The organism is Dinoroseobacter sp. S76, assembly GCF_049801095.1.
Classification (GTDB): Bacteria; Pseudomonadota; Alphaproteobacteria; order Rhodobacterales; family Rhodobacteraceae; genus Dinoroseobacter.
The window spans coordinates 1-25,375 of the sequence record NZ_JBNAGH010000013.1 but is presented as its reverse complement, the minus strand read 5'-3'; the positions used below and the strand labels follow the sequence as shown (position 1 = coordinate 25,375).

The 25,375-nt window shown below is 62.3% G+C and carries 27 protein-coding genes; 23 read left to right on the top strand and 4 right to left on the bottom strand.

Going from position 1 to position 25,375, the window contains the following annotated elements:
- Positions 1 to 83 precede the first annotated feature (83 nt).
- Both ACP153_RS20885 and ACP153_RS20880 read right to left on the bottom strand, forming a co-directional pair.
- Positions 84 to 1,535: an ATP-binding protein gene (locus tag ACP153_RS20885; protein WP_424972944.1), complete on the bottom strand. Its 1,452-nt coding sequence runs from the start codon at positions 1,533 to 1,535 to the stop codon at positions 84 to 86.
- A complete protein-coding gene (locus tag ACP153_RS20880; protein ID WP_424972995.1) occupies positions 1,535 to 2,263 on the bottom strand; it encodes a response regulator in 729 nt (242 codons plus the stop codon). The genes ACP153_RS20885 and ACP153_RS20880 overlap by 1 nt, the downstream gene beginning before the upstream one ends.
- Before the next feature lie 245 nt (positions 2,264 to 2,508).
- Here ACP153_RS20880 and ACP153_RS20875 point away from each other — a divergent pair, with 245 nt between their 5' ends.
- Genes ACP153_RS20875 through ACP153_RS20860 form a run of 4 tightly spaced genes read left to right on the top strand, consistent with a single transcriptional unit; the run spans position 2,509 to position 5,019 of the window.
- Positions 2,509 to 2,895 carry a DUF6010 family protein gene (locus ACP153_RS20875; RefSeq protein ID WP_424972943.1) on the top strand — a complete coding sequence of 129 codons (387 nt, stop codon included), beginning with the start codon at positions 2,509 to 2,511 and terminating at the stop codon, positions 2,893 to 2,895.
- 6 nt (positions 2,896 to 2,901) lie between these two features.
- On the top strand, positions 2,902 to 3,558 hold the full coding sequence (locus ACP153_RS20870) for a TVP38/TMEM64 family protein (protein ID WP_424972942.1): 657 nt from the start codon (positions 2,902 to 2,904) through the stop codon (positions 3,556 to 3,558).
- Between the two features lies 1 nt (position 3,559).
- Positions 3,560 to 4,573: a cation diffusion facilitator family transporter gene (locus tag ACP153_RS20865; RefSeq protein WP_424972941.1), complete on the top strand. Its 1,014-nt coding sequence runs from the start codon at positions 3,560 to 3,562 to the stop codon at positions 4,571 to 4,573.
- Positions 4,570 to 5,019: a DUF411 domain-containing protein gene (locus ACP153_RS20860; protein WP_424972940.1), complete on the top strand. Its 450-nt coding sequence runs from the start codon at positions 4,570 to 4,572 to the stop codon at positions 5,017 to 5,019. Before ACP153_RS20865 ends, ACP153_RS20860 begins: the two co-directional genes overlap by 4 nt.
- Here the strand turns inward: ACP153_RS20860 and ACP153_RS20855 are convergent.
- Positions 5,016 to 5,528, bottom strand: a complete 513-nt coding sequence (locus tag ACP153_RS20855; RefSeq protein ID WP_424972939.1) for a Crp/Fnr family transcriptional regulator — start codon at positions 5,526 to 5,528, stop codon at positions 5,016 to 5,018. The two genes, ACP153_RS20860 and ACP153_RS20855, sit on opposite strands and share 4 nt — an antisense overlap.
- A gap of 126 nt (positions 5,529 to 5,654) precedes the next feature.
- On the opposite strand from ACP153_RS20855, the gene ACP153_RS20850 reads away from it, so the two are divergent.
- The 10 genes from ACP153_RS20850 (at position 5,655) to ACP153_RS20805 (ending at position 17,526) form a co-directional block, all read left to right on the top strand.
- Positions 5,655 to 6,179: a hypothetical protein gene (locus tag ACP153_RS20850; RefSeq protein WP_424972938.1), complete on the top strand. Its 525-nt coding sequence runs from the start codon at positions 5,655 to 5,657 to the stop codon at positions 6,177 to 6,179.
- A 107-nt stretch (positions 6,180 to 6,286) separates the two neighbouring features.
- Positions 6,287 to 6,844, top strand: a complete 558-nt coding sequence (gene petA, locus ACP153_RS20845) for a ubiquinol-cytochrome c reductase iron-sulfur subunit (RefSeq protein ID WP_424972937.1) — start codon at positions 6,287 to 6,289, stop codon at positions 6,842 to 6,844.
- A gap of 529 nt (positions 6,845 to 7,373) precedes the next feature.
- Positions 7,374 to 7,742 (top strand): hypothetical protein, encoded by a 369-nt coding sequence (locus tag ACP153_RS20840; RefSeq protein WP_424972936.1) that lies wholly within the window; start codon positions 7,374 to 7,376, stop codon positions 7,740 to 7,742.
- Between the two features lie 138 nt (positions 7,743 to 7,880).
- On the top strand, positions 7,881 to 9,737 hold the full coding sequence (locus ACP153_RS20835) for a ParB/RepB/Spo0J family partition protein (RefSeq protein WP_424972935.1): 1,857 nt from the start codon (positions 7,881 to 7,883) through the stop codon (positions 9,735 to 9,737).
- 822 nt (positions 9,738 to 10,559) lie between these two features.
- Positions 10,560 to 10,898, top strand: a complete 339-nt coding sequence (locus tag ACP153_RS20830) for a DUF736 domain-containing protein (RefSeq protein WP_424972934.1) — start codon at positions 10,560 to 10,562, stop codon at positions 10,896 to 10,898.
- 515 nt (positions 10,899 to 11,413) lie between these two features.
- Positions 11,414 to 12,631, top strand: coding sequence for a plasmid partitioning protein RepA (gene repA, locus ACP153_RS20825; protein ID WP_424972933.1), 1,218 nt, complete (start codon positions 11,414 to 11,416; stop codon positions 12,629 to 12,631).
- A gap of 73 nt (positions 12,632 to 12,704) precedes the next feature.
- On the top strand, positions 12,705 to 13,700 hold the full coding sequence (gene repB, locus ACP153_RS20820; protein ID WP_424972932.1) for a plasmid partitioning protein RepB: 996 nt from the start codon (positions 12,705 to 12,707) through the stop codon (positions 13,698 to 13,700).
- 164 nt (positions 13,701 to 13,864) lie between these two features.
- On the top strand, positions 13,865 to 15,130 hold the full coding sequence (repC, locus tag ACP153_RS20815) for a plasmid replication protein RepC (protein ID WP_424972931.1): 1,266 nt from the start codon (positions 13,865 to 13,867) through the stop codon (positions 15,128 to 15,130).
- Positions 15,131 to 15,191: 61 nt separating this feature from the next.
- Positions 15,192 to 16,355 carry an ATP-binding protein gene (locus ACP153_RS20810; RefSeq protein WP_424972930.1) on the top strand — a complete coding sequence of 388 codons (1,164 nt, stop codon included), beginning with the start codon at positions 15,192 to 15,194 and terminating at the stop codon, positions 16,353 to 16,355.
- 271 nt (positions 16,356 to 16,626) lie between these two features.
- A complete protein-coding gene (locus ACP153_RS20805) occupies positions 16,627 to 17,526 on the top strand; it encodes an ArdC family protein (RefSeq protein ID WP_424972929.1) in 900 nt (299 codons plus the stop codon).
- A gap of 126 nt (positions 17,527 to 17,652) precedes the next feature.
- Here the strand turns inward: ACP153_RS20805 and ACP153_RS20800 are convergent, their stop codons facing one another.
- Positions 17,653 to 18,069 carry a MerR family transcriptional regulator gene (locus ACP153_RS20800; protein ID WP_424972928.1) on the bottom strand — a complete coding sequence of 139 codons (417 nt, stop codon included), beginning with the start codon at positions 18,067 to 18,069 and terminating at the stop codon, positions 17,653 to 17,655.
- A gap of 70 nt (positions 18,070 to 18,139) precedes the next feature.
- Between ACP153_RS20800 and ACP153_RS20795 the strand changes: the two genes are divergently transcribed.
- From ACP153_RS20795 to ACP153_RS20755, 9 genes are all read left to right on the top strand, one after another.
- Entirely contained in the window at positions 18,140 to 18,910 is a 771-nt protein-coding gene (locus tag ACP153_RS20795) for a transglutaminase-like domain-containing protein (RefSeq protein WP_424972927.1), read from the top strand.
- Positions 18,910 to 19,545, top strand: a complete 636-nt coding sequence (locus tag ACP153_RS20790; RefSeq protein WP_424972926.1) for a cation transporter — start codon at positions 18,910 to 18,912, stop codon at positions 19,543 to 19,545. The genes ACP153_RS20795 and ACP153_RS20790 overlap by 1 nt, the downstream gene beginning before the upstream one ends.
- Entirely contained in the window at positions 19,545 to 20,093 is a 549-nt protein-coding gene (locus ACP153_RS20785; RefSeq protein ID WP_424972925.1) for a methyltransferase family protein, read from the top strand. Before ACP153_RS20790 ends, ACP153_RS20785 begins: the two co-directional genes overlap by 1 nt.
- A 403-nt stretch (positions 20,094 to 20,496) precedes the next feature.
- Positions 20,497 to 20,703 carry a hypothetical protein gene (locus ACP153_RS20780; protein ID WP_424972924.1) on the top strand — a complete coding sequence of 69 codons (207 nt, stop codon included), beginning with the start codon at positions 20,497 to 20,499 and terminating at the stop codon, positions 20,701 to 20,703.
- 64 nt (positions 20,704 to 20,767) lie between these two features.
- Positions 20,768 to 21,127, top strand: a complete 360-nt coding sequence (locus tag ACP153_RS20775; protein ID WP_424972923.1) for a DUF2958 domain-containing protein — start codon at positions 20,768 to 20,770, stop codon at positions 21,125 to 21,127.
- Positions 21,124 to 21,351, top strand: coding sequence for a hypothetical protein (locus ACP153_RS20770; RefSeq protein ID WP_072779902.1), 228 nt, complete (start codon positions 21,124 to 21,126; stop codon positions 21,349 to 21,351). The genes ACP153_RS20775 and ACP153_RS20770 overlap by 4 nt, the downstream gene beginning before the upstream one ends.
- 329 nt (positions 21,352 to 21,680) lie before the next feature.
- Positions 21,681 to 22,265 (top strand): helix-turn-helix domain-containing protein, encoded by a 585-nt coding sequence (locus tag ACP153_RS20765; RefSeq protein ID WP_424972922.1) that lies wholly within the window; start codon positions 21,681 to 21,683, stop codon positions 22,263 to 22,265.
- Positions 22,258 to 24,165, top strand: coding sequence for a relaxase/mobilization nuclease domain-containing protein (locus ACP153_RS20760; protein WP_424972921.1), 1,908 nt, complete (start codon positions 22,258 to 22,260; stop codon positions 24,163 to 24,165). The genes ACP153_RS20765 and ACP153_RS20760 overlap by 8 nt, the downstream gene beginning before the upstream one ends.
- Positions 24,165 to 25,375 (top strand): type IV secretory system conjugative DNA transfer family protein (locus tag ACP153_RS20755; protein WP_424972920.1); only part of this gene is annotated, 1,211 nt, incomplete at its 3' end. The genes ACP153_RS20760 and ACP153_RS20755, both read left to right, overlap by 1 nt.

Genomic DNA, 25,375 nt, shown 5'->3' with positions numbered 1-25,375 from the left:
ATCGAAGATCAGTGAGCGACGGAACTTGTGAGGCCTTGGAATTTTGTAAGGTTATGTATCAACCCGCGCGTCGGACGACGGCGTCACACCTTCGTGGTCTGAATGGGAACCCCGGTTTCGGTGCCCGTTTCCGGATGCTCGGATGGGAGAATGGTCGTGGTCTGGTGCGCGTTCACCGGCAGAACAATGCGGGCACACAGCCCGCCCTCCGCGCGATTGGAAAGCGTGATGGTGCCGCCGTGTTGCAAGACGATGCTGCGGGCGATCGAAAGGCCGAGCCCATGGCCTCCGGTCTCGCGGGAGCGCGATCCTTCGAGGCGCAGAAACGGCTGGAAGACATCGCGCAAGCGGTCGTCTGGGATCCCGGGCCCAGTGTCCTCGACCAAGATCTCGATGCCGCCCTCGGAGATGGCCCAAGACAGGGTCGGGTTGCGCCCGTAGCGCCCCGCATTGTCGATCAGATTGCGCAAGGCCCGGCGCAGAGCATTGGGCTTGATCTGCACCATTGCCTCAGGTCCCGGGCATACATCCAGCGTATCGTGGGTTGTGTCCTGAATGTCGGTCAGAAACGCGCCAATCTCGATCCGTTGCAGGGCCTCGTCCTGTCCCACGCCGCGCGCATAGGCCAGCGTCGCTTCCACCATATCCTGCATCTCGTCGAGAGAGGCCGCGATGCCGGTCTTGGTCTCCGCATCCTCCACCATCTCGGCATGAACCCTGAGCGCGGTGAGCGGGGATCTCAAGTCATGGGCCAGGGCGGCCAACATCTGCGTTCTGTCCGTGACGAAGCGGGCCAGACGCGCTTGCATGTCATTGAAGGCCGTCGTCAGGTTCCGCACTTCATTTGGGCCGACCGGCGTGAGGGGTCCCTGACCGCCACCGCGCCCAAACTCTTCGGCTGCCGCAGCGAGTTCATTCAGGGGTCGCGTCAGCCGGGTCAGCAGGAACCAGAAGATCGCCAGCAGCAACACGGCGGCTGTCAACACGAAGGAAAGCGTGGAGGCCCATGACCATTGGATTGGCGGGCGCTCGAATCGGGTAGCGACGTTCAGCCATTGACCCCCGGTAATGGCGATCGAGACTTCCATTTCGATGGCCGCCAGGGTTCCCTGCATCATTTCGGCGTGCATTTCCGCCATTTCCGGTGAGAGGTTTGGCAGCGGCAACAGCCCCTGTTCAATCTCGTGCACCTCGACCCGGATATCGCGGGTGTAGCCATCGTTTAAAAGCGCACGAATACGCGCTTCAATCGCCCCGTTCTCATCATGGTGGGTGTGCGTGACGGCAGGCGTGTCGCCGAGATCGAAGCGTACGAGGGGCGAGTTCGCGGCCGCAACGATGTCCTCATGCAATTCAGGCGGGGCTTCCTCGATCAGGCGGGCAACGTTTGCCGCGCGTCCGGCGGCCTCACTGCCGATGGCCGCTTGGACGGCAAGCGATCGTTCATCGACAAACAGCCACAAACCCACGACCTGCGCCACGAACAGCACCGACACCACCAAAAGGGCAATCTGCGAGCGGAACCCCATACGCATCAGGTCTCGATCTCCACGTCGCAATTGAGACAATACCCGCCATTGCGCACTGTCGATATAATGCGGGGGCGAAGCACGTCCGGTTCGATTTTCCGGCGCAGGCGCGACACCTGGTTGTCGATCGTCCGATCGAAGGGTCCGGCGACGCGGCCGGCGCTCAGCTCCAGGAGCTCATCCCGGCTGATCACCGCCCGGGGGCGCTCCAGCATGACTGTCAGCAGGTTTGCTTCTGCCGTTGTCAGTGGATTGACCGTGCCGTCAGGGCAAATGACTTGCCTGGCATCATGATCGAATGTGATCCCGGCAAACGTTGCGCGCTTGCCCGCAAATGTTCCGCCATGCGGGGTGTATCCGTCTCCCGCACGGCGGAGGATTGCATTGATCCGCGCCAGAAGCTCACGCGGATTGAACGGTTTGGCCAGATAGTCATCAGCCCCGGTGTCCAGCCCCTTGATCCGATCGTCATCATCGCCGAGTGCTGTCAGCATAAGGATTGGCGTCTGCTGCTGTTCGCGGCGCAATCGCGCGCAGGCGGCCAGCCCATCTTCCCCCGGCATCATGATGTCGAGCACGATCAGATCGAAGCTGTGTTCGGCAAGCTGCGCATCCATTTCGCCCGCGCTCTTGGCGCCTGTCGCGCGCAGCCCGTTTTTCTCAAGATAGCGCGTCACAGAGTGCCGGATCTCGGCGTGATCGTCGACGACCAGAATATGCGCAGCGGATCCCATCAGCTCTTGACCCCGGTACACCGGGATAACTGCTTCATCCACCAAACATCCAATATCTCTCTCGTCATAACGCACAGAATAGATTGATCTTTGCGGAAAGGCCCGCCTGTCGTTTGTCGCAATATGTATCAATACTCCTAACATGTCTTGACCCTCCAGTAGCTGGAAGCCCCAAGTCACTCTGCATGACAGGTGTATACCCTAACCCATCACGGCAATTTCCAAGCCACCGGGAGCAACAGAGCGTGGGGCGGCCAACGTGGCTCGGTTTAACACTTTTTGGGCTAACGCTGCCCGCCCATCTTTTTGTGGAACAGGACAGCTCGCTGGTTCTGGCAGCAATCACTCTGGCCCTGATCGGCGGGGCCTATATCGGGTTCGGGGCCGCCGATGGCCGCCGGTCCGTGTTCTGGTCCGAGCTGGCGGTCGCTCTCGTCTTCGGGGCGGCGGCCGTAGCGGGTCTCCTTTGGCATTGGGCAGCATTGTCTCTGGGCCTCACGCTCCACGCGCTCTGGGACCTGGCGCATCACAATGCGCGTCGCCTTGCCTGGGTCCCGCGCTGGTACATCCCGTTTTGCGTTGTCTTCGACCTGATGGCGGCAGCCTTTCTTGTGCTGCTCTATACGAGGTAGGCCAAGGTGCGTCTCGTCGTTCTCATCCTTCTGGGGCTTGTGCTGGTCATACTGGCGCGTCCGGACCTTGCGGGCCTCGATATCGATCTGCCGGAGCGCGACGACCTGCGTCGCTGGATCGATGCGGCCGGTCTTCTTGGCCCGGTTCTGGTCGTGGCGCTGATGACGTTGGCGATCGTGGCCAGCCCCCTGCCCTCGGCGCCGATCGCGCTCGCCGCCGGGGCCGCCTACGGGCACACCTTCGGAACCCTGCTCGTCGTGCTCGGCGCTGAAATCGGCGCGCTTGCCGCCTTTCTGCTCGCGCGCGGGCTGGGGCGCCCTTTCGTGGAACGCCATGTCGGCGAGACGATCGGGCGCGGGCTGCTGGGATCACAAAATACCCTGACGTTTGTGGTGTTCGGGAGCCGGCTGCTGCCGTTCCTGTCCTTCGACATGGTGAGCTACGCGGCGGGATTGAGTGTCCTACATCTCTGGCGGTTTGCACTGGCGACACTCGTCGGGATCATACCGGCCAGCTTCTTGCTCGCTCATCTCGGCAGCGAGGCCATGAATGGCGACGTGCAAACCGCCACCTGGACGGCGCTGGCGCTCGGCGGGTTCACCGCCCTGTCCGTCCTCGTTGCGGTCTGGCGCGGCAACCACACTGCAAAAAAGGAAATCTGACATGGCCGCTCATGCGCACGCGGGACACATGCCATCTTCGGGCAAGGCTCTGGCCATATCCGCCTGGTTGACCGGCATATACTTCGTGATCGAACTGGCTGTTGGGCTCTGGACCGACTCGATCGCGGTGCTGTCGGATGCATTTCACACCTTGTCCGCCGTCGGAGGTGTGCTTGTCGCCATCATCGCGCAGCGGATCGCCCGCCGCCCGGCGGACATGGCGCGCAGTTTCGGCTGGTATCGCGCCGAGATCATCGGCGCGCTGGTCAATGGCGGCTTTCTTCTCGGGATGGCGCTTCTGGTGATCTGGATGGGGGCGATGCGGCTCGGGGATCCGATCCATCTGCCCACGGGTCCGATGCTCTGGGTGGCCTTCGGCGGCTTGGTCACCGAGGTGATCTCGCTTGGCCTGATGTGGAAATCCAGCCAGGATGATCTCAATGCCCGCGGCGCCCTCTGGCACATCATCCAGACCTTTGTCGGCAGCCTGTTGATCATCGTGACCGCCCTCGTCATCGAATTCACCGGCTTTCTGGCGATCGATCCGATCCTCGGCATGGCCTTCGGGTTCGTGCTCCTTTGGGCCTCGGTCGGGGTCATCCGCGAGGCGGTGCATATTCTGTTGGAGGGCACCCCCGAGGACACCGATCTCGACGCTGTGACCGCAGATCTGCGCGCGCAAGACGGCGTTCTCGATGTCCATCATGTTCACGCTTGGACGCTGACCAGCGGCAAGCACGCCTTCTCGGCCCATCTGCGCCACGCCGAGCCTGCCGATGCCGCCCATATCCTTGAGACCGCTTATACGCACCTGACCAAGCATCACGGGTTTCACATGGTGACCCTGCAGCTTGAAACGGATTGCCTCGACGAGCGCCACGCGGAGGATCTGGACATAACGCAATCGATGGAACCGGAGGCAAAGCATCATGCACCATCCGCGCACCACGATCACCTCGACAGGCCCGCTCCCGATGTTAGTTTAGACAACAATTCAAGAGGAAACGACACATGAAACGACGTACCTTTCTGCTGACCGGCGCTGCCGCGACGCTCGCGCTTCCGGCCATGGCCGATACCGGACCAATCATCAAGGTTGTCAAAACCCCGACCTGCGGATGCTGCACGGCCTGGGTCGATCATGTCCGGCAGGCCGGATTGCCCATCGAAGCCCAGGATGTCGATCAAGACACCCTCTATGCGCTGAAAGACAGGCTCCAGATCGCGCCAGAGCTTGCCGGTTGCCACACTGCGGTGGTCGGCGACTATTTCATCGAAGGCCATGTGCCGGCTGAAGACATCGCCCGGCTTCTCGCAGAGCAACCGGCGGCGCGCGGTCTGACTGTGCCGGGCATGCCGATGAGTTCCCCCGGCATGGGCGGTCCCGGGGCGGGGGATACCTTCGATACGTTGCTCGTCGGGCTCGATGGCGCGACATCGGTCTTTGCCAGCCACAGCTAGGCCAACCTGTAGGTCCCGCGCGACGGGTTGGTGACCCGACCCGCTTCGACGAGAGCCCGCAACGCGCGGTACGTGGCCTCATGCGTCAGCTGGAGGCGGGCTGCGAAGTCGACGACGGTGCCCTCCAGAAGACCCGCGACCATCCCCGCCATCACCCGGTCCTCGGCGCGGCGGATGCCGACGATTTCCATGATCTGCCGGTGGGCCTGAACCTGCTGCGCGGCGTGGCGTCCATAGGCCCGCGCGAAATCCGGGTTCGCGAAGGCGGCAAGGACTGCGGATTTGTCGATCCGGACCAGCTCTGCTGCGTCCATCACGATGGCATCGCAATGATAGCGCTCCGAAAAGACCGAGGCTTCGGCGAAACTGGTCCCGGATGTCGCCCGATGAATGATGAGGCGCTCGCCATTTGGCCCCGCCCGCTCGAGATGCACGCGCCCAGTCTTCAAGACATAGAGGCCCCGGGTCCGTGCACCCTCTCGAAAGAGCACGTCGCCCGCCGAAACCATTTGCGGCCGCAGGGCAGATGTCGGGAGAAGGTGATAGGGCTCTGGCAGCATATGATTGAAATCATATTCTGAAGCAGGCCTGCGTGCTAGAGGCAAACCTGATGTATCCCTCGAAAGGACCCCGCCATGCGCCTTGTAGCCCTCCTGCTCGCCCTGTCATTCTCCGGACCCGTCGCGGCCCAGCACAGCCATTCCACGACCGGACATGCGATGCCGCGTCCGCAGGAAACCGGGCAATCGGCCTTTGCTGCTATGGCCGAGATCGTGGCGCTCCTGCGTGCCGATCCCGACACAGATTGGGCCAAGGTCGATATCGCGGCTCTGAGGCGACATCTCGTGGACATGGAGCTTTTGACAACGCAAGCCGAGGTCACTCGCCGTGTGCGGCCCTCCGGTATCCGCTTTGAGATCCGGGGGGCACCGCGCGTTCTCGAGGCCATTCGCGCGATGGTGCCTGCCCATGCGCCGTTCCTGGCGGCCGAGACGGGCTGGGAGGTCACGGTAGAGGAGTTCGGGGACGGTGTCGCGCTCCTTGTCGACGGCGATTCCGGTCAGATACAGGGTCTGGGGTTCTTCGGGTTGATGACCATCGGCGCGCATCACCAGGAGCACCATCTGATGATGGCGAAAGGCGCACCGCCCCACCACTGAGTGTCACACGGCGTACGGACGCTCAGGGCTTGCGTTCGGGATGCAGACAAAACGTTACAAACTCAACGTTGACGTTCCGGGGCGGGAAGGGTGCAGACTTCTCGGCTATGGAGGCGACCGACGACACTGAACGCAGGGATTTCCTGTATTATGCCACCGCCGGCGCGGGCGCGGTCGCTTCCGGTGCGGCGCTCTGGCCGCTGATCAATCAGATGAACCCCTCGGCGGATGTGCGCGCTCTGGCGACGATCTCTGTGGATATCTCCGGGCTCGCCGAGGGCACTCAACTGACCGTCAATTGGCGCGGGAAACCGGTCTTCATCCGCCACCGAACGCAGGCGGAGATGGCCCAGGCCCGTGAACAGGCGGTCTCAACCTTGCCTGACACCGATGCGCGCAATCCCAATCTTTCTGGCGAGGCCGCAGCGCTGGATGGGAACCGCGCCATTCCCGGCCATGGCGCCTATCTGGTGATGATCGGTGTCTGCACGCATTTGGGATGTGTCCCGCTTGGCGATGGCGCGGGCGATTTCGGGGGATGGTTCTGTCCCTGCCACGGGTCGCATTACGATACTGCGGGACGCATTCGCAAAGGGCCCGCGCCGGAGAACCTGCACATTCCACCCCTGGCCTTATCCGAGGACATGGTGCTGACGCTCGGTTAAACGCCTGAGGCCTTGCCAATCGGACTGGCCCGCCAACCGTCCGGTTGGACAGGCTCTAGGGCGTAAGATGCCCCGGAGCCAATGCTGTCTCCGCCCTCCCGGGTAACGATCCTTCGGGCACAACAAAAATGCAATCGCGGGACTGCCCGCGATCACGGGGCCAATCGACGGGGGTGCCGCCGCTCTGCTGTGGCACCCCCGACAGTTCTGCATTCTTCCTCCGCCTGACATCCGGGCGACAGCGCGAACAGGGGCTCGGGTGCCGCTGGCGCGTCAGCCTCCGCCGGAGAAATCCGGTGCCTCCCGTCGGTTGAGGCCGACGGGCCCCTCCCGATTTCACCGCTCCGGCCCCCTGTGTCCCGCCGCCGTCCGGCCGCAGGTCGGGCTGTGCCCTCCCCTGCTCTGCCCTTCGGAAGACGCGGGGGTCTTCCGAACGCCAGAGACAGGGATGGCCCGCGCCCAAGGCGGACAATGGGCCAAAGCAAAAAAGACCCATGCCGCGCCAACCACGAAGGAAAGGAGCGAGACCATGGGCCTCGATCAATATGCCTATCTCAAGACACCCGAAAGCGGAGACGAAGGGGAAGTGCCCGCGTTCGTCTGGCGCAAGCATTCCAGACTGCAGACCTTCATGGAAACTCTCTATGTTGCCCGCACCGGCTTGCCTGCCAGCGACCTCAACTGCGGCGAGTTGCGGCTCGCGCCGGAGGATATCGACCGTCTGGAACAGGCCGTCACCGATGGCACGCTGCCCCAATGCGAGGGCGGCTTTTTCTATGGCCACCAGTTTCAGGACGAACAGGCGCAAGACTACCGCGCCTATGATCTGGATTTCTGCGCTTGGGCGCGGGCCGAAATGCAGACCGGATCGACCGTGATCTATTCCTGCTGGTGGTAGGTTGCCCGACAGCGCCTCAGCGACGCCCTGAGCGCGTCTCTGGCCTCTCCCCCACCCTTTTCCAACCACAGGCCTTTCTGCGCCGCCCACAGGGCGCGGGGCGGCCCCTGCCCATCCAAACCGAAAGGAGACTTTCCCATGACCAAGCAAGACCCAATCCCCATCGACGCAGGCAGCATCGAACTGGTGCCTCTCGACGCCCTCACGCTCTCGGATATCAATCCGCGCAAGAGCGTCTCGGACGCTCATATCGACACGCTGGCGGCAAGCATCGCCCGCTTCGGATTGATCCAGAACCTTGCAGGCCTGCGCGGAAAGAAAGGCCGCGTCGAAATCGTCGCAGGCGGATGCCGCCTGCGGGCACTGCAGAAGATCGCCGCCGAGGCCGAAACCCCTGCCCCGGTCACCGTCCCTGTGCGCATCACCGAAGATGCCGAGGAAGCCGCCATCTGGGCCAATGCCGAGAATGCCGCGCGTGAAGCCCTGACCCCGGCAGATGAAATCCGTGCCTTCGGGGCGATGACGGCCAAGGGCGCGTCCGTGCCAGATATCGCGCTGGCCTTCGCCACCAGCGAGGCCCGTGTCTATCAGCGGCTGGCGCTGGCCGCCCTGCCCGGCCCGGTCATTGACGCGCTGGCAGCAGGCGAGATCACCCTTGGCGCGGCCAAGGCCTTCACCCTGTCGCAGGACGAGGCGCTGACGCTCACGCTTCTCGACCAGATCAAGGGGCACCCGATCTCCGAGGCGCAGCTGAAATCCGCGCTCAACCCCGAAGCGGTGACCGGCAGTGACCGCCGCGCCCTCTTTGTCGGGCAAGAGGCCTATGAGGCGGCAGGCGGCGCGATCACGCGTGATCTCTTCTCGCAGGCGGTCTACTTCACCGATCCGGGTTTGCTCGACGATCTTTTTGACCAAGGTCTCGAGGCGGCGCGCGCGGCCCTTGTAAACAACACCGGCTGGCATTGGGCCGAGGCCAAGCGCGAGCCATGGCTGAACTATTACGAAATCGATCAGGCGAAGCTGACACGGCTCTATCCGGTCGAGGGCGATTTGAGCGACACGGAGGTCGAGGCCTACGACCGGCTGGCCGAGATGTGCGAGGCGGGCGTGCTCGACGCGGAGGGCGAGGCGCGCTTGGCCGAGTTGCAAGCCATTCTCGACGGAGAGTACACCGATGATCAGAAACGCGTTTCAGGTTGCTTTGTCGTTGTGAATCAATCGGGTAAGGTAGAAATCACCGGCGGTCTCGTGCGCCCCGAAGACAAGGACGCGGCGGTTGCCGCCGGGGTGCTCACCGCCCCTGACCGCCCTGCCCCGGCGCCGAAATCACCGTATTCGCAAAAATTGTCTGCCGATATGCGGGCGATCCGGCTGGCGGCGGTGCAATCGGCCCTTCTGGCCAAACCGGACTTGGTGCTCGATCTGCTGGCCTTCGGTCTGTCGGAGACCTCCGGGTCTTTCGAAAGCCTCTTTGATCTGCGCCTCGGACGCCCGATCAACATCCCGAGCGTTGAGGACGGGTTTGACCGCGAGCCGCGCCTCGATCACGGTCGCGATCCGACCACAGCATGGCAGGACGGCACCCGTGTCGATGATCTGGAGGGGGCCTTCGCGGCCTTTCGGGCGACCGGCAAGAAGGCCCGCAACGCAGTGCTCACCGAGGCCTTCGCGCGCGCCCTGCCCGATCAGGCCGGGGATGCCGGGTTCTTTGCGGCCATCGCCGCCGAGGCCAAGGCCGATATCCGCGCCCACTGGACACCCACGGCGGAGAATTTCTTCTCGCGCGTCTCTGCCGGAGTGCTGACCGAACTGCTCTGCACCTTCCTTGAGTGCGATGCCCGCGACGCGCGGGTGGTGGCTTTCGGCAAGCTCAAGAAGGGGGACAAGGCCGAGAAGCTGGAAAAGCTGATCGGCGATGCGACCACGCAGAAACTCATGGGGCTGACCTCCGAGCAGAAACACAAGCTGGCAGTCTGGGTCCCGGATTGCCTCTGAGCCTTCCTTCGTGGGAAGACCACCTGGCCCCGCTCCGGCGGGGTCTTTTTTTGCTTTGGCCAGAATGATTGCGGGATGACCCAAAAATTGTCCGGCGGCGGGGCAGAGGAACGTCCCCTGCCCCGCCGCCGGACCGGCGCTGCCCGCGCGGGGGTCGCTGCGCGACGTGAGAGGCCGGCGAGACCCTCAGTTTGGGGGCGTCAGACGGATGGGTCTTGGAGAGATACCTTGTGGTGCCTCCCGAATGTGCCGTCTTGGCCAGAGGACCGGGCCGGTGGCGCGCAGCCGGGCGGGAGGGTGACGCCCGGCGCTGCAGGCATGGGGCTTGGATGGATGGTCTGCCCGCGGCGACCTGGGCCGAGACCCTGACGGGCATAGTACGGGATCGCCTTAGGCCGACGACCGGGTGAAGCCGCCTCCGGGGTGTGCGGTGCGGGGCCCATGCCGATGACGGGCGGCGGCGGTGGGCCAGCAAGTTTCAGGGTGAGAGGCGGGATAGCGTGCCGATTTTGAGTGTCCGATGGCATGCATCGCCGCTGCGTAGAGCAGTTCCGACGCCTTGGCGCTGACCGGGGCGGTCACCTGTTGCTGTCCGGAAGTCCGGCCTGTCTCCGACCGGTGTTGCTGAGCGTGGCCGGTGGCAGGGCGCCCGGGGGCCGCAAAGGTGGGAGCCCGTCTTTTTCCCCTGCCCGTTCCGGCCATTCCGCGCGGAGCAAAAAGCGCGGTCCCCTGCCCTTCTCCGCTGCGCTCCGCCTGCGGTGCTGCCCCTCGGGTACCCTGCTTCTGTCACCGGCATTGCAACACCAGTCAAGGAGACACGCAATGACCCCGAACTGCATCAAATTCGACACCGCCGAGATCGGCACCGCCAAGGGCACCGGGTCGATCTCGACCCTGACCTTCGATCTCGACATCTCCGTGGAACCTGTGACCAGCGACAATCCGATGGCCCCCACCCACCGGGTGCTGGGCCGTTCGCCCCGCGGTCGTCTCGTCGAATGCGGCGGCATCTGGCGCAAACAGAACCGGGAAACCGGCGCGGATTATTTCACGCTGACGATCCGGGACTATGGGTTCAACGCCAATCTCGGCCAGGCAGCGCATCAGGACGACCCGACCCTGCAGGCTGTGATCCCCTGGGGCCCGAAAGAAGCCGCATGAGCCAGCGGTTGGCCGGGACACCCGGCCAACCCACCCGGACTTGGGCCTGAGAATCAGCCGTCCGATTCTCGCCGATACGGCAACTTGGATTGTGTCTCACCGGCATTCCGGCAGGATGGCTGCAATGCGCTCTCTGCGGCAGACCGTGCTTGTGTCTCAAGCCTGCGCGGGTGGTCGCAGGCACCGTCTGTCTGGCTGCGCGGTCTATGTGCTGCGGACCGTCATTTGCTTTTTGACAGCCGTGCAAATCGAGAAAAAGATTTTAAAACAATAATATACGTGAATTCTGTCGCCTTTCATGCTTGGGTGCGCTGGCTGGATCGGCGCTCCGTCCTACCAGATGTTGAAGGTTCTCTTGCCCTGTCTACGGGGTCTTGTGGTCTCCCCGATCTCTGCCATGATCCGGCAGCGCTTTGCCACCGGCTGAAAAAATCGTTGTGGATAACCCACTTCCGCTGTAGTCACAGTTTAACGAAAGAAATCGCGATAAAAGCGATATTAGGCGAGGCGGCAGGATGGCGACAGCACCATTCCGGCAGGATACAGGCGAGTTGGCCTTCGATGAAATCATTCTCCAGCAAGGAGAACTGATTTCCGACCGACTCAATATCTTGCGTCAGGAACAATATCCCCCCGATGCCCAGAAGGGTCTGCGACAGTTTTCTCTCGCAGAAGTGGCCTATTTTCTCGGCGTCACGCAGTCGACGATCAAGAAGCTGCATCTGGAGGGCAAAGGGCCGGAGCCAGAAACCTCGGCCTCTGGGCGGCGATCCTATTCCGCAGCACAAATGCTCGAGCTGCGCGCCTATCTCGATGCCCATGGTCGTCCGGGCAAGCGCCGGTACCTGCCCCATCGCACCGAAGGCGAAGAGCTGCATGTCATCTCTGTCGTCAACTTCAAGGGTGGCAGCGGCAAGACGACGACCGCCGCCCATCTGGCCCAACACCTCGCGCTCAAAGGCCATCGTGTGCTGGCGGTCGATCTCGATCCGCAGGCCTCGCTCACCGCACTGCACGGGATTCAGCCTGAATTAGACTCTGTATCCTCGCTCTACGAGACCCTGCGCTACGACGCGGAGCGCCAGCCGATCAGCGCGGTCATCCGGCCCACGAACTTCCCGAACCTCGATATCGTCCCGGCCAGCCTCGATCTGCAGGAATATGAATACGACACGCCAGTGGCCCTGACCAGCCGCGACCCCTCTGAAGGCCGCGCCTTCTTCACGCGCATCTCGAAGGCACTGGAAGAGGTCGAAGACCGCTACGATGTGGTGGTGATCGATTGCCCGCCACAGCTTGGATATCTGACCCTAACGGCCCTGACAGCCTCGAGTTCAGTGCTGATCACCGTGCATCCCCAGATGCTCGATGTGATGTCCATGAGTCAGTTCCTTCTGATGCTGGGTGGCATCCTGCGCACCATCCGTGAAGCCGGGGCCGAGATGCGGCTCAAATGGTTCCGGTATCTGGTGACACGGTTCGAACCCACCGACGGCCCGCAAAAGCAGATGGTCGGTTTCCTGCAGGCGATGTTTCCCAACCAGATGCTCGAAGCGCAGATGGTGAAATCGACGGCGATCTCGGATGCCGGGATCACCAAGCAGACGCTTTACGAGGTCGAGCGGGCGCAGTTCGTGCGGTCGACCTATGACCGCGCAATCACCTCGCTGAACGCCGTCAATGATGAAATCGCCGGTCTCGTGCATCAGGCCTGGGGGCGCGAAAGCCCATGAGTTTGACAGCCGTGCAGATGCGTTTTGACAGCCGTGCAGACGAGGGATTCCCTGCCTCGGAAAGGAGGGCATCATGGCCAGAAAAGACCTGTTGAAATCCGTAATCGGGCAACCGACCGATCCGCCGGTCGATGGGGGCCGTTCGAGCTATGCGATGCGCGGTGCGTCGAAATCCATGAAAGTCTCGATCGACAGTCTTGCCGAAAACTCCAAGCGCCTCCTCGAAGGCGAAACCATCGTCGAGATCGATCCCGCTCTGATCGATGCCTCCTTCGTCAATGACCGGCTCAGCGGCGATGACGAGGCCTTCGACGAGTTGAAAACCTCGATCGCATCAAGCGGGCAGGACACGCCGGTCCTGCTCAGACCGCATCCGGAGGCCGCCAACCGTTACATGGTCGTCTTCGGGCATCGCCGGGTGCGCGTCGCCCGCGCGCTCGGACGGCCGGTCCGCGCCGTGGTCAAGGAGATGGATGACGTCGCCCATGTGCTCGCACAGGGCCAGGAGAATACGGCCCGGGCCGATCTCTCCTTTATCGAGAAGGCGCTTTTTGCCAAGAACCTGCATGATCTCGGCCAGGCCAAGGAGGTGATCCAGCAGGCGCTGACCATCGACGGCACGCTGCTGTCGCGCATGCTGTCAGTGGCGGGAACGGTGCCGGGCCATGTCATCGCCGCGATTGGACCGGCCAAGCAAATCGGGCGGGACCGCTGGGAAGACTTCAAAAAGCTGATGGCGGTCAAAAGCAACGTGACGGTGGCCGATCGTATCCTGGCCACGGAGGGGTTCGACCAGCTCGACAGCGATACCAAGTTCGAGATTTTGCACAGCAAGGTGACCGAGGCGGGCAGGGCACCCCGGCGCCGGGCGGCGAAAGCCACTCCGGCCAAGCGCACCTGGACCGCCGGAGAAGGCCGGATCAAGGGCGTCATCGGACGCGCGGGCCGTGCCTATACGATCTCGCTGACATCTAAGGATTCCGCAGGCTTTGGAGAGTTTCTCTCGGAGAACCTCGATCAGCTCTACGCGGAGTATCTGTCTCAATCAGAGGAGACATCGACATCATGACCTGAGGCAAAAGAAAAGCCCCCAAGCCGATCCGGCCCGAGAGCTTATCCAATTAGATTAGACACCTTCTGGATACCGCTCCCGCGAATCACTGTCAACGAAAGAACGTCGTTTTGGCGAACGGGACCCTTTTGCCTCCACAAAACCGGAGGTGAGATACAGGCATGACACAGAGCGGTTGGCGCAAGCCGACGCCGGCTCTCGGGACCGCGGATCAGCTGGCCCGAGACGGCGAACAGATTTCTATTGCTAAGACACGCAGTGTCGTCGCGGCGAAACGCGTGGGGGCCCATATCGGGTTGAAAGCGGCAGATCTTCTGCTGCTCGATACGCTGGCGGCCTTCACCCAGCCCCAGGATTGGGAAGAGGGACGGCGGCCCATCGTCTGGGCGTCCAACGCCTATCTGATGGAGCGCACCGGGTTTTCCCTGTCGACGCTCAAGCGCCACGCCCGGCGCCTGGCCGAGGTCGGTGTGCTCACCTTCCGAGACAGCCCCAATGGCAAACGCTGGGGCCGCCGCGATGCCGACGGCTTGATTGTCGAGGCCTACGGGTTCGATCTCGCCCCCTTGAGCGCCCGCGTCGCAGAGTTCGAGGCGCTGGCCGCCGATCTGGCGACGGAGCGGGCGCTCTGTCAGCGTCTGCGGCGTCAGATCACGATCGCCCGGCGCAGTATCCGGGCGCGTCTCGAGGCGGCTCTGGAGCGCGAGGAACACATGCAGGGGCTCCGGAGCCTGCAACAGGCCTTCGAGGCGCTTCTGGCGCGCCTGCCGGGCCCGCGTGCGGGAGCCGACATGCTTCAGCGACTGGCTGATCGCTTCGCTGACCTGCTGTCGCGGGTCGAGAAGGTGTTTCTGTGGGAGGCAAACCCTGTGGGTCAAAGTACAGAGATGACTGAGGAAACAGAAAATATGGACCCCAGGGAGGTCAATTCCGAACCCCACATACGAATTACAAAACAACTTCATCCTGTAATTTGTAATTCCTCAGAAAATGAGGAAACGGAAACCGAACCACCCAGATCAGCAAAGCCAGCGCCTGTGGCACGGGCAGCGTCGGACAATGGGGCAGGGGAGGCGGCCAGAGCGCAGGTCGGGATCGACTTGGGGACCATATTGCAAGCCTGCCCGGAATTCACCTCCTGGGGCCGCAATCTGGGCGGCTATATCCGGGATTGGCGCGATTTCGTGCGGGTTGCCGGTGAATTGCGGCCGATGATCGGCATTTCGGACCATGCCTGGATCGCTGCAGAGGAGCAGATGGGCAAACCCGCCGCTGCTGCAGCCCTGGCATTGGTCTTCGAGAAGGTCCATTCAGGCGAGGTCAACTCACCGGGCGGATATTTGCGGGGCATGGTTGAAAAGGCCGGGGCAGGGGAGCTGCATCTGGAGCGCAGCTTCTTCGGTCGGCTGAGCGGGATGGCGGCGTGAAACTGTGCTCGATCCTTCAATATCCTTGCAAATCTTCCAATGGATGGAATAAATGCAAGGTATGATCGTCCGCAATCACCTCCAACGCGTCGAAGATGCCCTCGATGCCCAGGCGGGTGTGGTCCTTCTCGGACCCCGCCAGGTCGGCAAAACCACGCTGGCCCAGGATATCGCGGAGACCCGTGAGGCCGTCTATCTCGACATGGAGCGGACCGCAGACCGTCAGATTCTCGAGGAGCCCGACCTCTATCTTGATGCGCAGATGGGCAAGCTGGTGGTGATCGACGAGGTGCAACTGATGCCGGGGCTGTTTGGTGCACTTCGGGGACAGATCGATCGCCGTCGGCGGGCCGGGCACCGGACCGGGCAATTCCTGCTTCTGGGGTCGGCTTCCAATACGCTATTGCAGCAAAGCGCTGAATCGCTGGCAGGCCGGGTCAGCTATCACGAGCTGACCCCGTTCACGCTGGACGAGGCGGGGCAGGGGGCCTTGCAGAGGCTCTGGCTGCGCGGCGGCTTTCCCGACAGCTTTCTCGCACAGTCGGACCGGACAAGCCTGAGCTGGCGCGAGGATTTCATTCGCACCTATCTCGAACGCGATATCCCGAGCTTCGGTCTGCGCATCCCGGCCGAAACCCTGCGGCGATTCTGGACCATGCTGGCCCATGAGCAAGGCGGGCTCTTGAACGCGGCGAAGCTGGCAGCTGGTCTCGGGGTCTCCGGCCAAAGCGTTGCCCGCTATCTCGATCTCTTGGTGGATCTCATGCTGGTGCGACGGCTCCCGCCCTGGCACGCGAATACCGGCAAGCGGCTGGTGAAATCGCCCAAGGTCTACATCCGCGATGCGGGCCTGACCCACGCGCTTCTCGGGCTGGAGACGTCCGAGGCGCTCCTCGGTCACCCGGTGGTTGGCGGGTCCTGGGAAGGCTTTTGCATCGAAAACCTGATCGCCGCCGCCCCACGCGGCACGGAAGCCAGTTTCTACCGCTCCTCGGCCGGGGCCGAGATCGACCTGGTCCTGAAATTGCCAGGCGGCGCGCTCTGGGCCATTGAGGTCAAACGCACGACCAGCCCCAAGGTCACCCGCGGGTTCCACATCGCCGCAGACGATCTCGACGTGGCGGAGCGGCTTCTGGTCTATGCCGAGACCCGCGAAGTGCCGGGGCCCGGCGGGCTCCGTGCCATGCCGCTGTCGGCCGCAATCGACCAGCTGCGCGCGCTCTAGAATTGCATTTCTGGCTCCTGCTCCCTTGGATCCGATGATCTGTCCCGATGACACGGACCCGTCGGCTCCGTTTCTTTTTGCCAGCCGCGCCTCCCGTCAGATCCCCGGTGCGAGCAGGGGAGCGCGGGCCTGACAGACGCCGCCGCCAGCGCAATGGTCTGCCCGCGCCGGTCGCGGGCGCTCCCCCCGTGTTGACCATGCGCCGTCGGCTTCCTGCGTCCGTCCTGCCTTTCCGCGTCCCGCACGAGGGACCTGCCGAAAGGAGGACATCATGGCACATCGACCCGACATCTACACCCGCGTCACCGTGAAGATCATCGCCGATCTCGAAGCCGGTACCCGGCCCTGGCACAAGCCCTGGAGCGCTGAACACCTTGCAGGGCGCATTTCACGACCCCTGCGGCACAATGGCGTCGCCTATCGCGGTCTCAACATCGTCTTGCTCTGGGCCGCTTCGGTCACAAAAGGGTTCGCGGCGCCGACCTGGATGACCTATCGTCAGGCGCTGGCACTCGGCGGCCAGGTGCGCAAGGGCGCGAAGGGCGAGCTGGTCGTCTATGCCGACACATTCCGCAAGACCGAAAGCGATGAGGCCGGTCAGGACCGCGAGGTCGCAATCCCCTTCATGAAAGGCTACACGGTCTTCAACGTCGACCAGATCGAGGGCCTTCCCGCGGCGTTCTACGCCGTCCCGGAGCCGATGCCTGACACAGTCGATCGCGATGCGGCCGCAGACTCCTTCTTTGCAGCGACAGGGGCCGACATTCGTCACGGGGGAGCCCAGGCATTCTATGCGGTTGAGCCGGATTATGTGCAGATGCCGCCCTTCGAGACCTTCCAAGACCCCGAGAGCTACTACGCCACACTCGGTCACGAGATCACCCACTGGACCCGCCATCCCGATCGCCTGGACCGGAGTTTCGGTCGAAAACGCTGGGGTGATGAAGGCTATGCGCAAGAGGAGCTTGTGGCTGAACTGGGCGCTGCATTTCTGGCCGCCGATCTGGGGTTATCGCTGGAACCGCGCGCAGAGCATGCCGCCTATATCGACCACTGGCTTCGCGGTCTTCGGAGCGACACACGATATATCTTCCAGGCCGCGGCCCATGCGCAGCGTGCGGTCGATTTTCTGTATGAATTGCAGCCTGAAAAAGACGAGGCCGCCGCTTAGGTGCCCTCAAGGGAAGCAACAGGCGATGCCTCCCTGGCACGTCTGGAGCTTCCCTCATGGAACCACTGCTGACCGGACTGCGGGGTTAACCGACCATTTGATCTTATGTGAAGATCTTGTCGTCTCTCAGTGCTCACGTTCGCAGAGGTCATGGTCAGACAATGAGGCGAGCACGTAGCAGTCTTCCGACACGCCATCGCCGTCACAGCCTTTCGAAATCCGCACCAGCTCTTTTTCAAGCGCTCGAAGGCGTTTGATCTTTGCGCGAACGTCCAAGAGTTGGGCCGTCGCAATGTCTGTCGCCTCGCGACACGACCGATCCGGGTGGCCTTGTAAATCGATCAAGGTGGCAATTGCCTCAATCGAAAAGCCGAGATCGCGGGCGTGCTTGATGAAGCTCAGACGCTCTAGGCCCGCCGCATCGTACCGGCGTTGGTTGCCCTCCGTCCGTTCCGGGGCGTCCAGAAGCCCCGATTCCTCATAGTATCGGATGGTCGGAACCTTAACGTTTGTGCGCCGGGACAGTTCGCCGATAGAGAACATGAAGAAACCTCTTGAACCTCTAGTCACTAGAGATCGTATATGATGTGGGACACCAGAACCAGAGTGAATCATGTCCCGGAAATACCTTGCCGAAACCCCCATCCTCGATTTTCGATCCGATGCCATTCAAGCATTGGTCGCTGAACGCGGATGGTCCTCACTTGACCCCCACGCGCGCATTGGCGCGGCCTATGACTTTGTGCGCAACGAAATCCTGTTCGGCTACAACAGCGACGATGCGCTGCCTGCCTCTCAGGTGCTGGCTGACGGATATGGTCAATGCAACACCAAAGGCACGCTTCTGATGGCGCTCCTCAGGGCGCTGGACATCCCCTGTCGGTTTCATGGCTTTTTCATCGACAAAGGATTGCAGCGCGGGGTGGTGCCGGAACTGGTCTATCCCATCGCACCGCGCAACATCATCCATTCCTGGGTCGAGGTTCTGATCGATGGCACCTGGATCAATCTTGAAGGCTTTATTCTCGACCAGGGCGTGTTGCGCGCGCTTCAGGAAGCTTTCTCACATCGCACATCGCTTTGCGCCTATGGCGCCGGGACAGATTGCCTGCAGGCCCCGCGCGTCGAATGGACAGGCGACAGCACCTATATCCAGAAGACAGGCATCAACCACGATTTCGGGGTCTTCGACAGCCCCGATGATTTCTATGCAGACCACCATCAGCTGTCGGGTTTGCGCGGGCTGGTCTATCGCCTGGTCATCCGGCATTGGATGAACAGGCGCGTCGCGCGCATCCGGGCTGGCCAAGTGCCCACAATCCCCGGCGGCCAAAACAGTCTTGAACCGGCTCAGATGCCTTTTGAACTGAAGGAGGGCGTGTGATGGCCGGATGTTGCGGAAACGACGCTAAGTTCGATGGTGTATCGGACGAATACAAGCGGCGGCTTTGGATTGTCATCGCATTGAACGCGATCATGTTTGGCGTCGAGATGACGGCGGGCCAGATTGCGCAGTCGCAGGCATTGAAGGCGGATGCTTTGGATTTTCTTGGGGACGCTTTGACCTATGGCATCTCACTTGCCGTCATCGGCGCATCCATTCGCGCGCGCACCAACGCGGCCTTGGCGAAGGGGGTCAGCCTCTTTCTGATGGGGGCGTGGGTTTTTGGCTCCACCGTCTACCGTGTGTTCTATGTCGGCGTGCCGGAAGCGGAGATCATGGGTGTCATTGGCGCTTTGGCTCTGGCGACAAACCTCGCAAGCGTAGTCCTCCTTGTCAGCTACAAGGATGGTGACGCCAATGTGCGCTCGGTCTGGCTCTGCTCGCGCAACGATGCCATCGGCAATGTCGCCGTCATGATCGCCGCCTTGGGTGTGTGGGGCACTGCGTCGGGATGGCCGGACCTCATCGTCGCCGCGATCATGGCAAGCTTGTTCCTGTCCTCAGCGTATCAGATCATTCGTCAGGCGCTTGCGGAACGGCGTGAGGTTGTCGCTCATAGCCACGCCGAAGTCTGATGGAGACCGCCCTGACGTGTCTCGGTTTAGGGATTGCGCTCGGCACACTGGCGGCGATCCTCTGGTCTGTCGCACATCCGTCGCGCCGCCTCTGGCCACCAGACGACTACACAACGTGGACGCCGTTTCTGGTCTGGATACCCACATTCACGCTGTTTGGGATACTCATCGTTCTTGGCATTCTTGGATGGGGGAGCCTGCCATTGCCAGCATGGGTCCGCTTCGGGCTTGGCGTGCCACTGATCCTTTTCGGCAATGCGGCGGTCTGGTTAGAAGTCTCGCGTTTCGGCATCGCCCAAACAGGCGGGGCGGTGGGAGAACTTCGGACCGGTGGCCTCTATCGCCACTCCCGCAATCCCCAGTATGTTGCGGACTTGGTGATGATCTTGGGATGGATGCTCTTTTCCGCCGCACCACTGGTTTCGGTGGTGGGAGGCGCAGCTATCCTCGCGCTGTTGGCCGCGCCGTTCGCTGAGGAGCCATGGTTGCGCGCGCAATATGGATCGGAATTCGAGGGTTACGCCTCGCGCGTTCGGCGCTTTCTCTGAAACGGGCTTTCGACACATTCCGGTACCTTTGGAGGCATGGGCCCTGACCACAATGTCAGGCTGAACCCGGATGCTGCGGCGACTGCGTTCCCTGAGCTGCCATTCTCTGGCTTTGTACGGCGGACTATGGTTCGGCACCCCCGCGCCTTTGGTGCGCCTGCGCGTCATGCCAGCACCCCGGAGTGGGGTACCGCGACAAGGACCGGTCGATCGCCTCGCGTTTTCTTTTGATGCAATCTGCGGAACCTGGCTCGGCTGACGGTCGCGCGCGCCGCTTGCTTCCTTCAAGCAGAACTTTCCCCTGACCGCCGATGCGGTCATTCCTCGCGGCACAAAGTTCCGCCTGACAGCCGATCCGTCCGGTCCCGCTCTCTTCTTGCATCGAAAACGAGAGGAGATCGACATGACCCGCTACTACACCGTCACCACCCCCGAAGAAGGCAAGGACGGCAAGACCCGCTTCCACAAGATCGGTGTCGCCTTCCCGCAAAAGCCTGACGCGAAATCCTTCCTCACCATCCAGCTCTTTGCCGTGCCTGTGACCGGCCAGTTGGTCCTCTTCGAGCCGAAGCCCGACGGGCAGGGCGATGCCCCTGCCCTCGTCGAGTGAGCCGCCCTCTGGGCCGGTTCGTGACGTCCCGGTCTTTCCAAACCGACATCCAAGGAGACACCTTATGGACCTTCTGCCACAATCCATGCTCGAGCAGCTTGCTGCGAATGGGCGCACCAACCAAGACCGCATCGAAGCAGGCGAAGACACTTTTGACTTCGAACCAGTGGTGAAGCTTTTCACCCCCGATGCCGGAGCGACCTGGCTGCTTTCCGAAACCGATCCGGAAGACCCGGATATTGCGCACGGCCTCTGCGACCTTGGGCTTGGCTTTCCCGAGATTGGCTCGGTGCGCCTCAGCGAAATTCGCGCCGTTCGGGGCCGCCTGGGGTTGCCTGTCGAACGGGATCTGCACTTCAAGGCCGACGGCCCGCTCAGCGCCTATGCCGAGCGCGCCCGTGCAGCGGGAGGGATCGTCGCGTGAGCACTAACATCCGCAGAGATCACGTCAGCGCCTTCGAGGCGCTGACGTCCGGTCGTTTCGAGAACTTCGCGCTTTTCTCCTGTTTCGTGGACGGTGCGCCGGCCTCGGCCATCGTCGCCGTAACAGCACCTGAAGACGCGGGAGGCGAATATGTCATCACGCCGCTCTTCGTCAGTGTGACTGACACGATGGTAGTCACTGACCACGGGGGAAGACCGGCCTGACATTGTGCTGCGGGCCGCTCCGGTGGCCCGCCAAGCATCAGCGCGATACGCCAGCTTTTTTCCTGCGTAGAGGCGTATCGTCAGCATATCTACATCCCGCATTCATGGCAAATCTGTACGGGCCCTTCGCATCTCGACTCACCAAGAGTCTGAGTTCCGAGCCGTGCTAGACTGATCCCGACGACTCGGCAGCATTTTGCGCAGTGATACGGTGCGCAAAAAGACAAATTGCGCAAAGTAACGAATTGATATAGTCCTAAGGATGAAAAGAGAGGGACGTTGGCAGGATATGCCAAATGTCTGCGACTTTTGTCCGAGGGGTCTGAGACGTGAAACCGGGACGCCCAAAACGCCTGAAACTCGAAGAGCGGATCGAACTCGCGCGCCGCTACCATGCCGGCGAGACGCCGAAGGTTCTGGCGGAGGCCTACGGTGTGTCGCGGCGGCACGTGACCCGGCTTGCCAAGGAGGAGCGGGGCGAAGGGCAGGAGGTTCGAGATCCTTCGATCGCGGTGAGTTTCCGCGCGGCGCGTTCTGAGTTGGCTGTATTCGACGCCGCTTGGCAGGCCCGTGGCTTTACGAGCCGCAGCCAGGCCTTGCAGGCAGTTGTGCGGGCGCGGTGCGGGCTGCTTGATCTGATGCGAGACGATCTCCGGGCGTTCTCGGAGACGTTGCAGCAGGCACAAGACGTTGCAAACAGCGGCCGCGTTCTGGCGAAGGCGGTGCAGCGCGGACAGCTGACGCTGTCGCCGGAGGACCGTGCGACGCTTGTCGCGCTGCATGATCTCGCGCAGCGCACCTACCGCGAATTGGCTGCACTGAAAGCGTCAGCCAGTCAGCGGCGGGGCGTGGGGTGGAGCGCGGCGGATCCCGAGGCTTCAGGCCCGCAAGAGGAGTTGGTGGACCATGTCTGAGCCGCTCGCCCTTTATCACGCCGTCATGGGCAGGCTCTGGGAGACGGAGCGCATCCAGGGTCAGCGTCAGGCGCGCATAGACGCGCGGCTGGCAGGGCGGCGGCAGGGTCGCAGTTACCAGCGCGTAGGCCGGGCCTCGGCGCGCAATCTGCTGAAGTCAGTCATGCCGGAGAGCCGCGCCGCAGTGTTTAAGCGGATCAGGGCAGGGGGGTGCAAGACGAAGCAAAGCCTTGGCAACCAGCTGTCTTATGTGAATGACAAGGCGGTCTTCACATACACGACGATGACCAACCCGCTGATGGCTGAGGCCGTTCTGTCCGAGGCGCAAAAGGCGGAGATCGTCGAGGCTTGGTCGCAAACCTGGCGCGGTTCGACGAAGCTCGGGTTTACCTCACATATGCTGCTGTCGTTCCCGACCGACGTCACGGTGGATCAGGTACGCGAGATCACACTCGATTGGGCCGAGCACTTCTTTGAGAGTGGCGACTACGGCGATCAGTGGGACTACGTGCTCTCGGTGCATGATGACCGAGCCCACAAGCATGCGCATATCCTGCTGAACAACCGGGGCCTCGCCAACGGCAGCTGGTTCTCCTGCTGGGCCGAGGGCGTGATGTCGCCCCAGCTGATGCGGGAAAAGCAGGCGGAGATCGCCGAACGCTACGGTGTGATGCTCGAGGCCACGACCCGGCTCGAGCGTGGCATCTTCGAGAAGGCTCCAGGGATCGCAGAAATCTACCGGGCAAAAGACGAGGCGCGCCTGCCGCGCGAGATCGCATTGTCGGTTGAGGAGCGGGCCATCGTCAAGGCGCAGGTCACCGGGTTCGCCAAGGACTACCACGCCCTGGCCGATGTGCTGGATCGCATGGATCAGAAACACCTGGCCTACGTGATGCGGCGCATGGCGGCTTCGCTAGGGTCGGACACGCCGTACAAATTCACCGCAGGAGAGATCGATATGGAGACCATTCGAACGGTCGGCGAGGCCATCGACTATGCCGAGAAAACCATCGAGGCGTTGCGGCTCAAAGCAGAGGAACTTGATCCCACCGAACGCCCGGGTTTCGAGACGAGGGCGGCGGGCGTCGTTCGTGATCTCTCGCAGATGGTGCCAGACCCCGAACTACGCGCCCGGTTTGGACGCGACTTGATCGAGCCCTATCCGCCGGGAGCCGGCGACGCGCGTTTGAGTGCCGCGCTCTCATCGGGCCAGGACGCTGTCCTTGAGGCTTTGAAATCAGATGCTGCAAAGGTCGGTCTCGATCCGCAAGAGATGGCTGCCCGGATCGAAGCTGGTGGGACGACGAACTATGGGCTTGCTCAGGATTGGGTGGACCGCGACATGGCGGCGGTTCTGGCCAAGGATGGCATCGATCTCGCCCAGGCCAGCGATGATCAACAAGATCGCGCGTTGGAGACAGTCGATCGGCTCATGGACCGTTTGCTGGAGCGGGCAAAGGAGCTCGGCATCGCGACGGATCTGTCGCGCGTATCGGACGACTTGCAGTTGATCGATGACGATGACCGTGGGCCCAACCCGTATCTGCACGACCTCGCGGACATGTTGCGTGACGGCACCCTGTCAGAGGCTCAGGAAGAGACCGTCGAACGCACCCTTGCGGCCGAGCTTTTCAAGGAGCTGGGCGAGGAAGGTCTTGGGGAGCTGCGGCGCGGCAACTACGAGGTGCTGGCAGAGGTGCTTCCAAATCGGATCGATCAGATCACTGTTACTCAGGAATTCCTCGAACTGACCCATGAAGAGACCGGTGATCAGGTCTTTACCGACCGTGCCTCCGCCTTGCAGCAGGACAAGGTCGAAGCGTTGGCCCGTGATACCCATCTCGAGATGCAGCGGGGCAGGGGGCTATCGCGCGATCTCGACGATGAGATCAGCTTCTGATGAGCACCCGGCTTCCTCTCTGGGCTGCCGTGCCCGTCGGGACTCTCTGTGGAACGGCGCTCGGCACAATCGCAGCGAGCTTCTATCTCGCTTTGGCGTTGAGAACAGGATTTGCCGAATTTGACATGTTTGCCGTCTGGACGGCGAGCGCGGGTCTGCGCGCCGCCCATCCCGAAGCGTTCAAGGTCGCGTTTGGGGCCGTTGGCTTCGGGGCTGTCGGACTGGCGGTTCTGGCCTTCAGCTGGACCTGGGCGCAGGACCGGGATGATTACGGATCCGCACATTGGCAGACCAGACGTGAGCTCAAGGCGAACGGCATGCTTCAAGCACCAGGATCCGGGTTTGTCTGTGGGAAGCTTGGAAAGCCCGCGTCAAAGGCTCCCTACATCTCAGCGAGCGACATCCCGCATGTGATGATGGTGGCGCCGACCCGGGCCGGGAAAGGCGTGGGCTTTGTCATCCCGAATCTGTTGTCCTTCGCGGGCTCCGTCGTGGTGCTGGACGTGAAGGGCGAGAATTTCGAGAAAACGGCGCGGCTGAGGGCGCTCAATGGCGACGAAGTCTTTCGCTTCAGCCCATTCGATTGGGCGAACAGCTCGCATCGCTATAACCCGCTCGCGCGGATCGCGGCCGCCCCCAGTTTTGCCCAACAATTCACGGAAGTTTCGATCCTGGCAGACCTCTTCCTCGACAAGGACAACAAGACACTCGACACCTTCTCCGAGGCAGGCAAGTCGATATTCGTCGCGGCCTGCCTACTGGCGATCCAACGCGGCAGACCGACCTTGGGCGAGGTCAACAAGATCGTCACCGGCGGAGACTACAAGAACGCACAGTACAGTGCCTATGCCGAAGAGGCCAAGGAATCGACGGTGCGCGAGCTTTGGATCAATGCCGCGAGTGCGTCGTCACGGCTTCTGACGTCCAACATCCAGGCGTTGATGACGGCCGGTCTGAAGCAGTGGGACAACCCGGCGGTGCGGACGGCAACCGATGCGAGCGATTTTGAGTTTGCGAACTTCAGGAAAAAACCGCACGCGTTCTACATCGTGGTGTCGGAAGACCACATCGCGACGCTGGCACCGCTCCTGCGCCTGATGTTCGCGGATCTCATCGCCAGTTTACGGCAGAATGAGCCGGGTCCCGATGAGCCGTGGCCGGTCATGATGATGATCGACGAGTTTCAGCAAATGGGCGCGATGCCCTATCT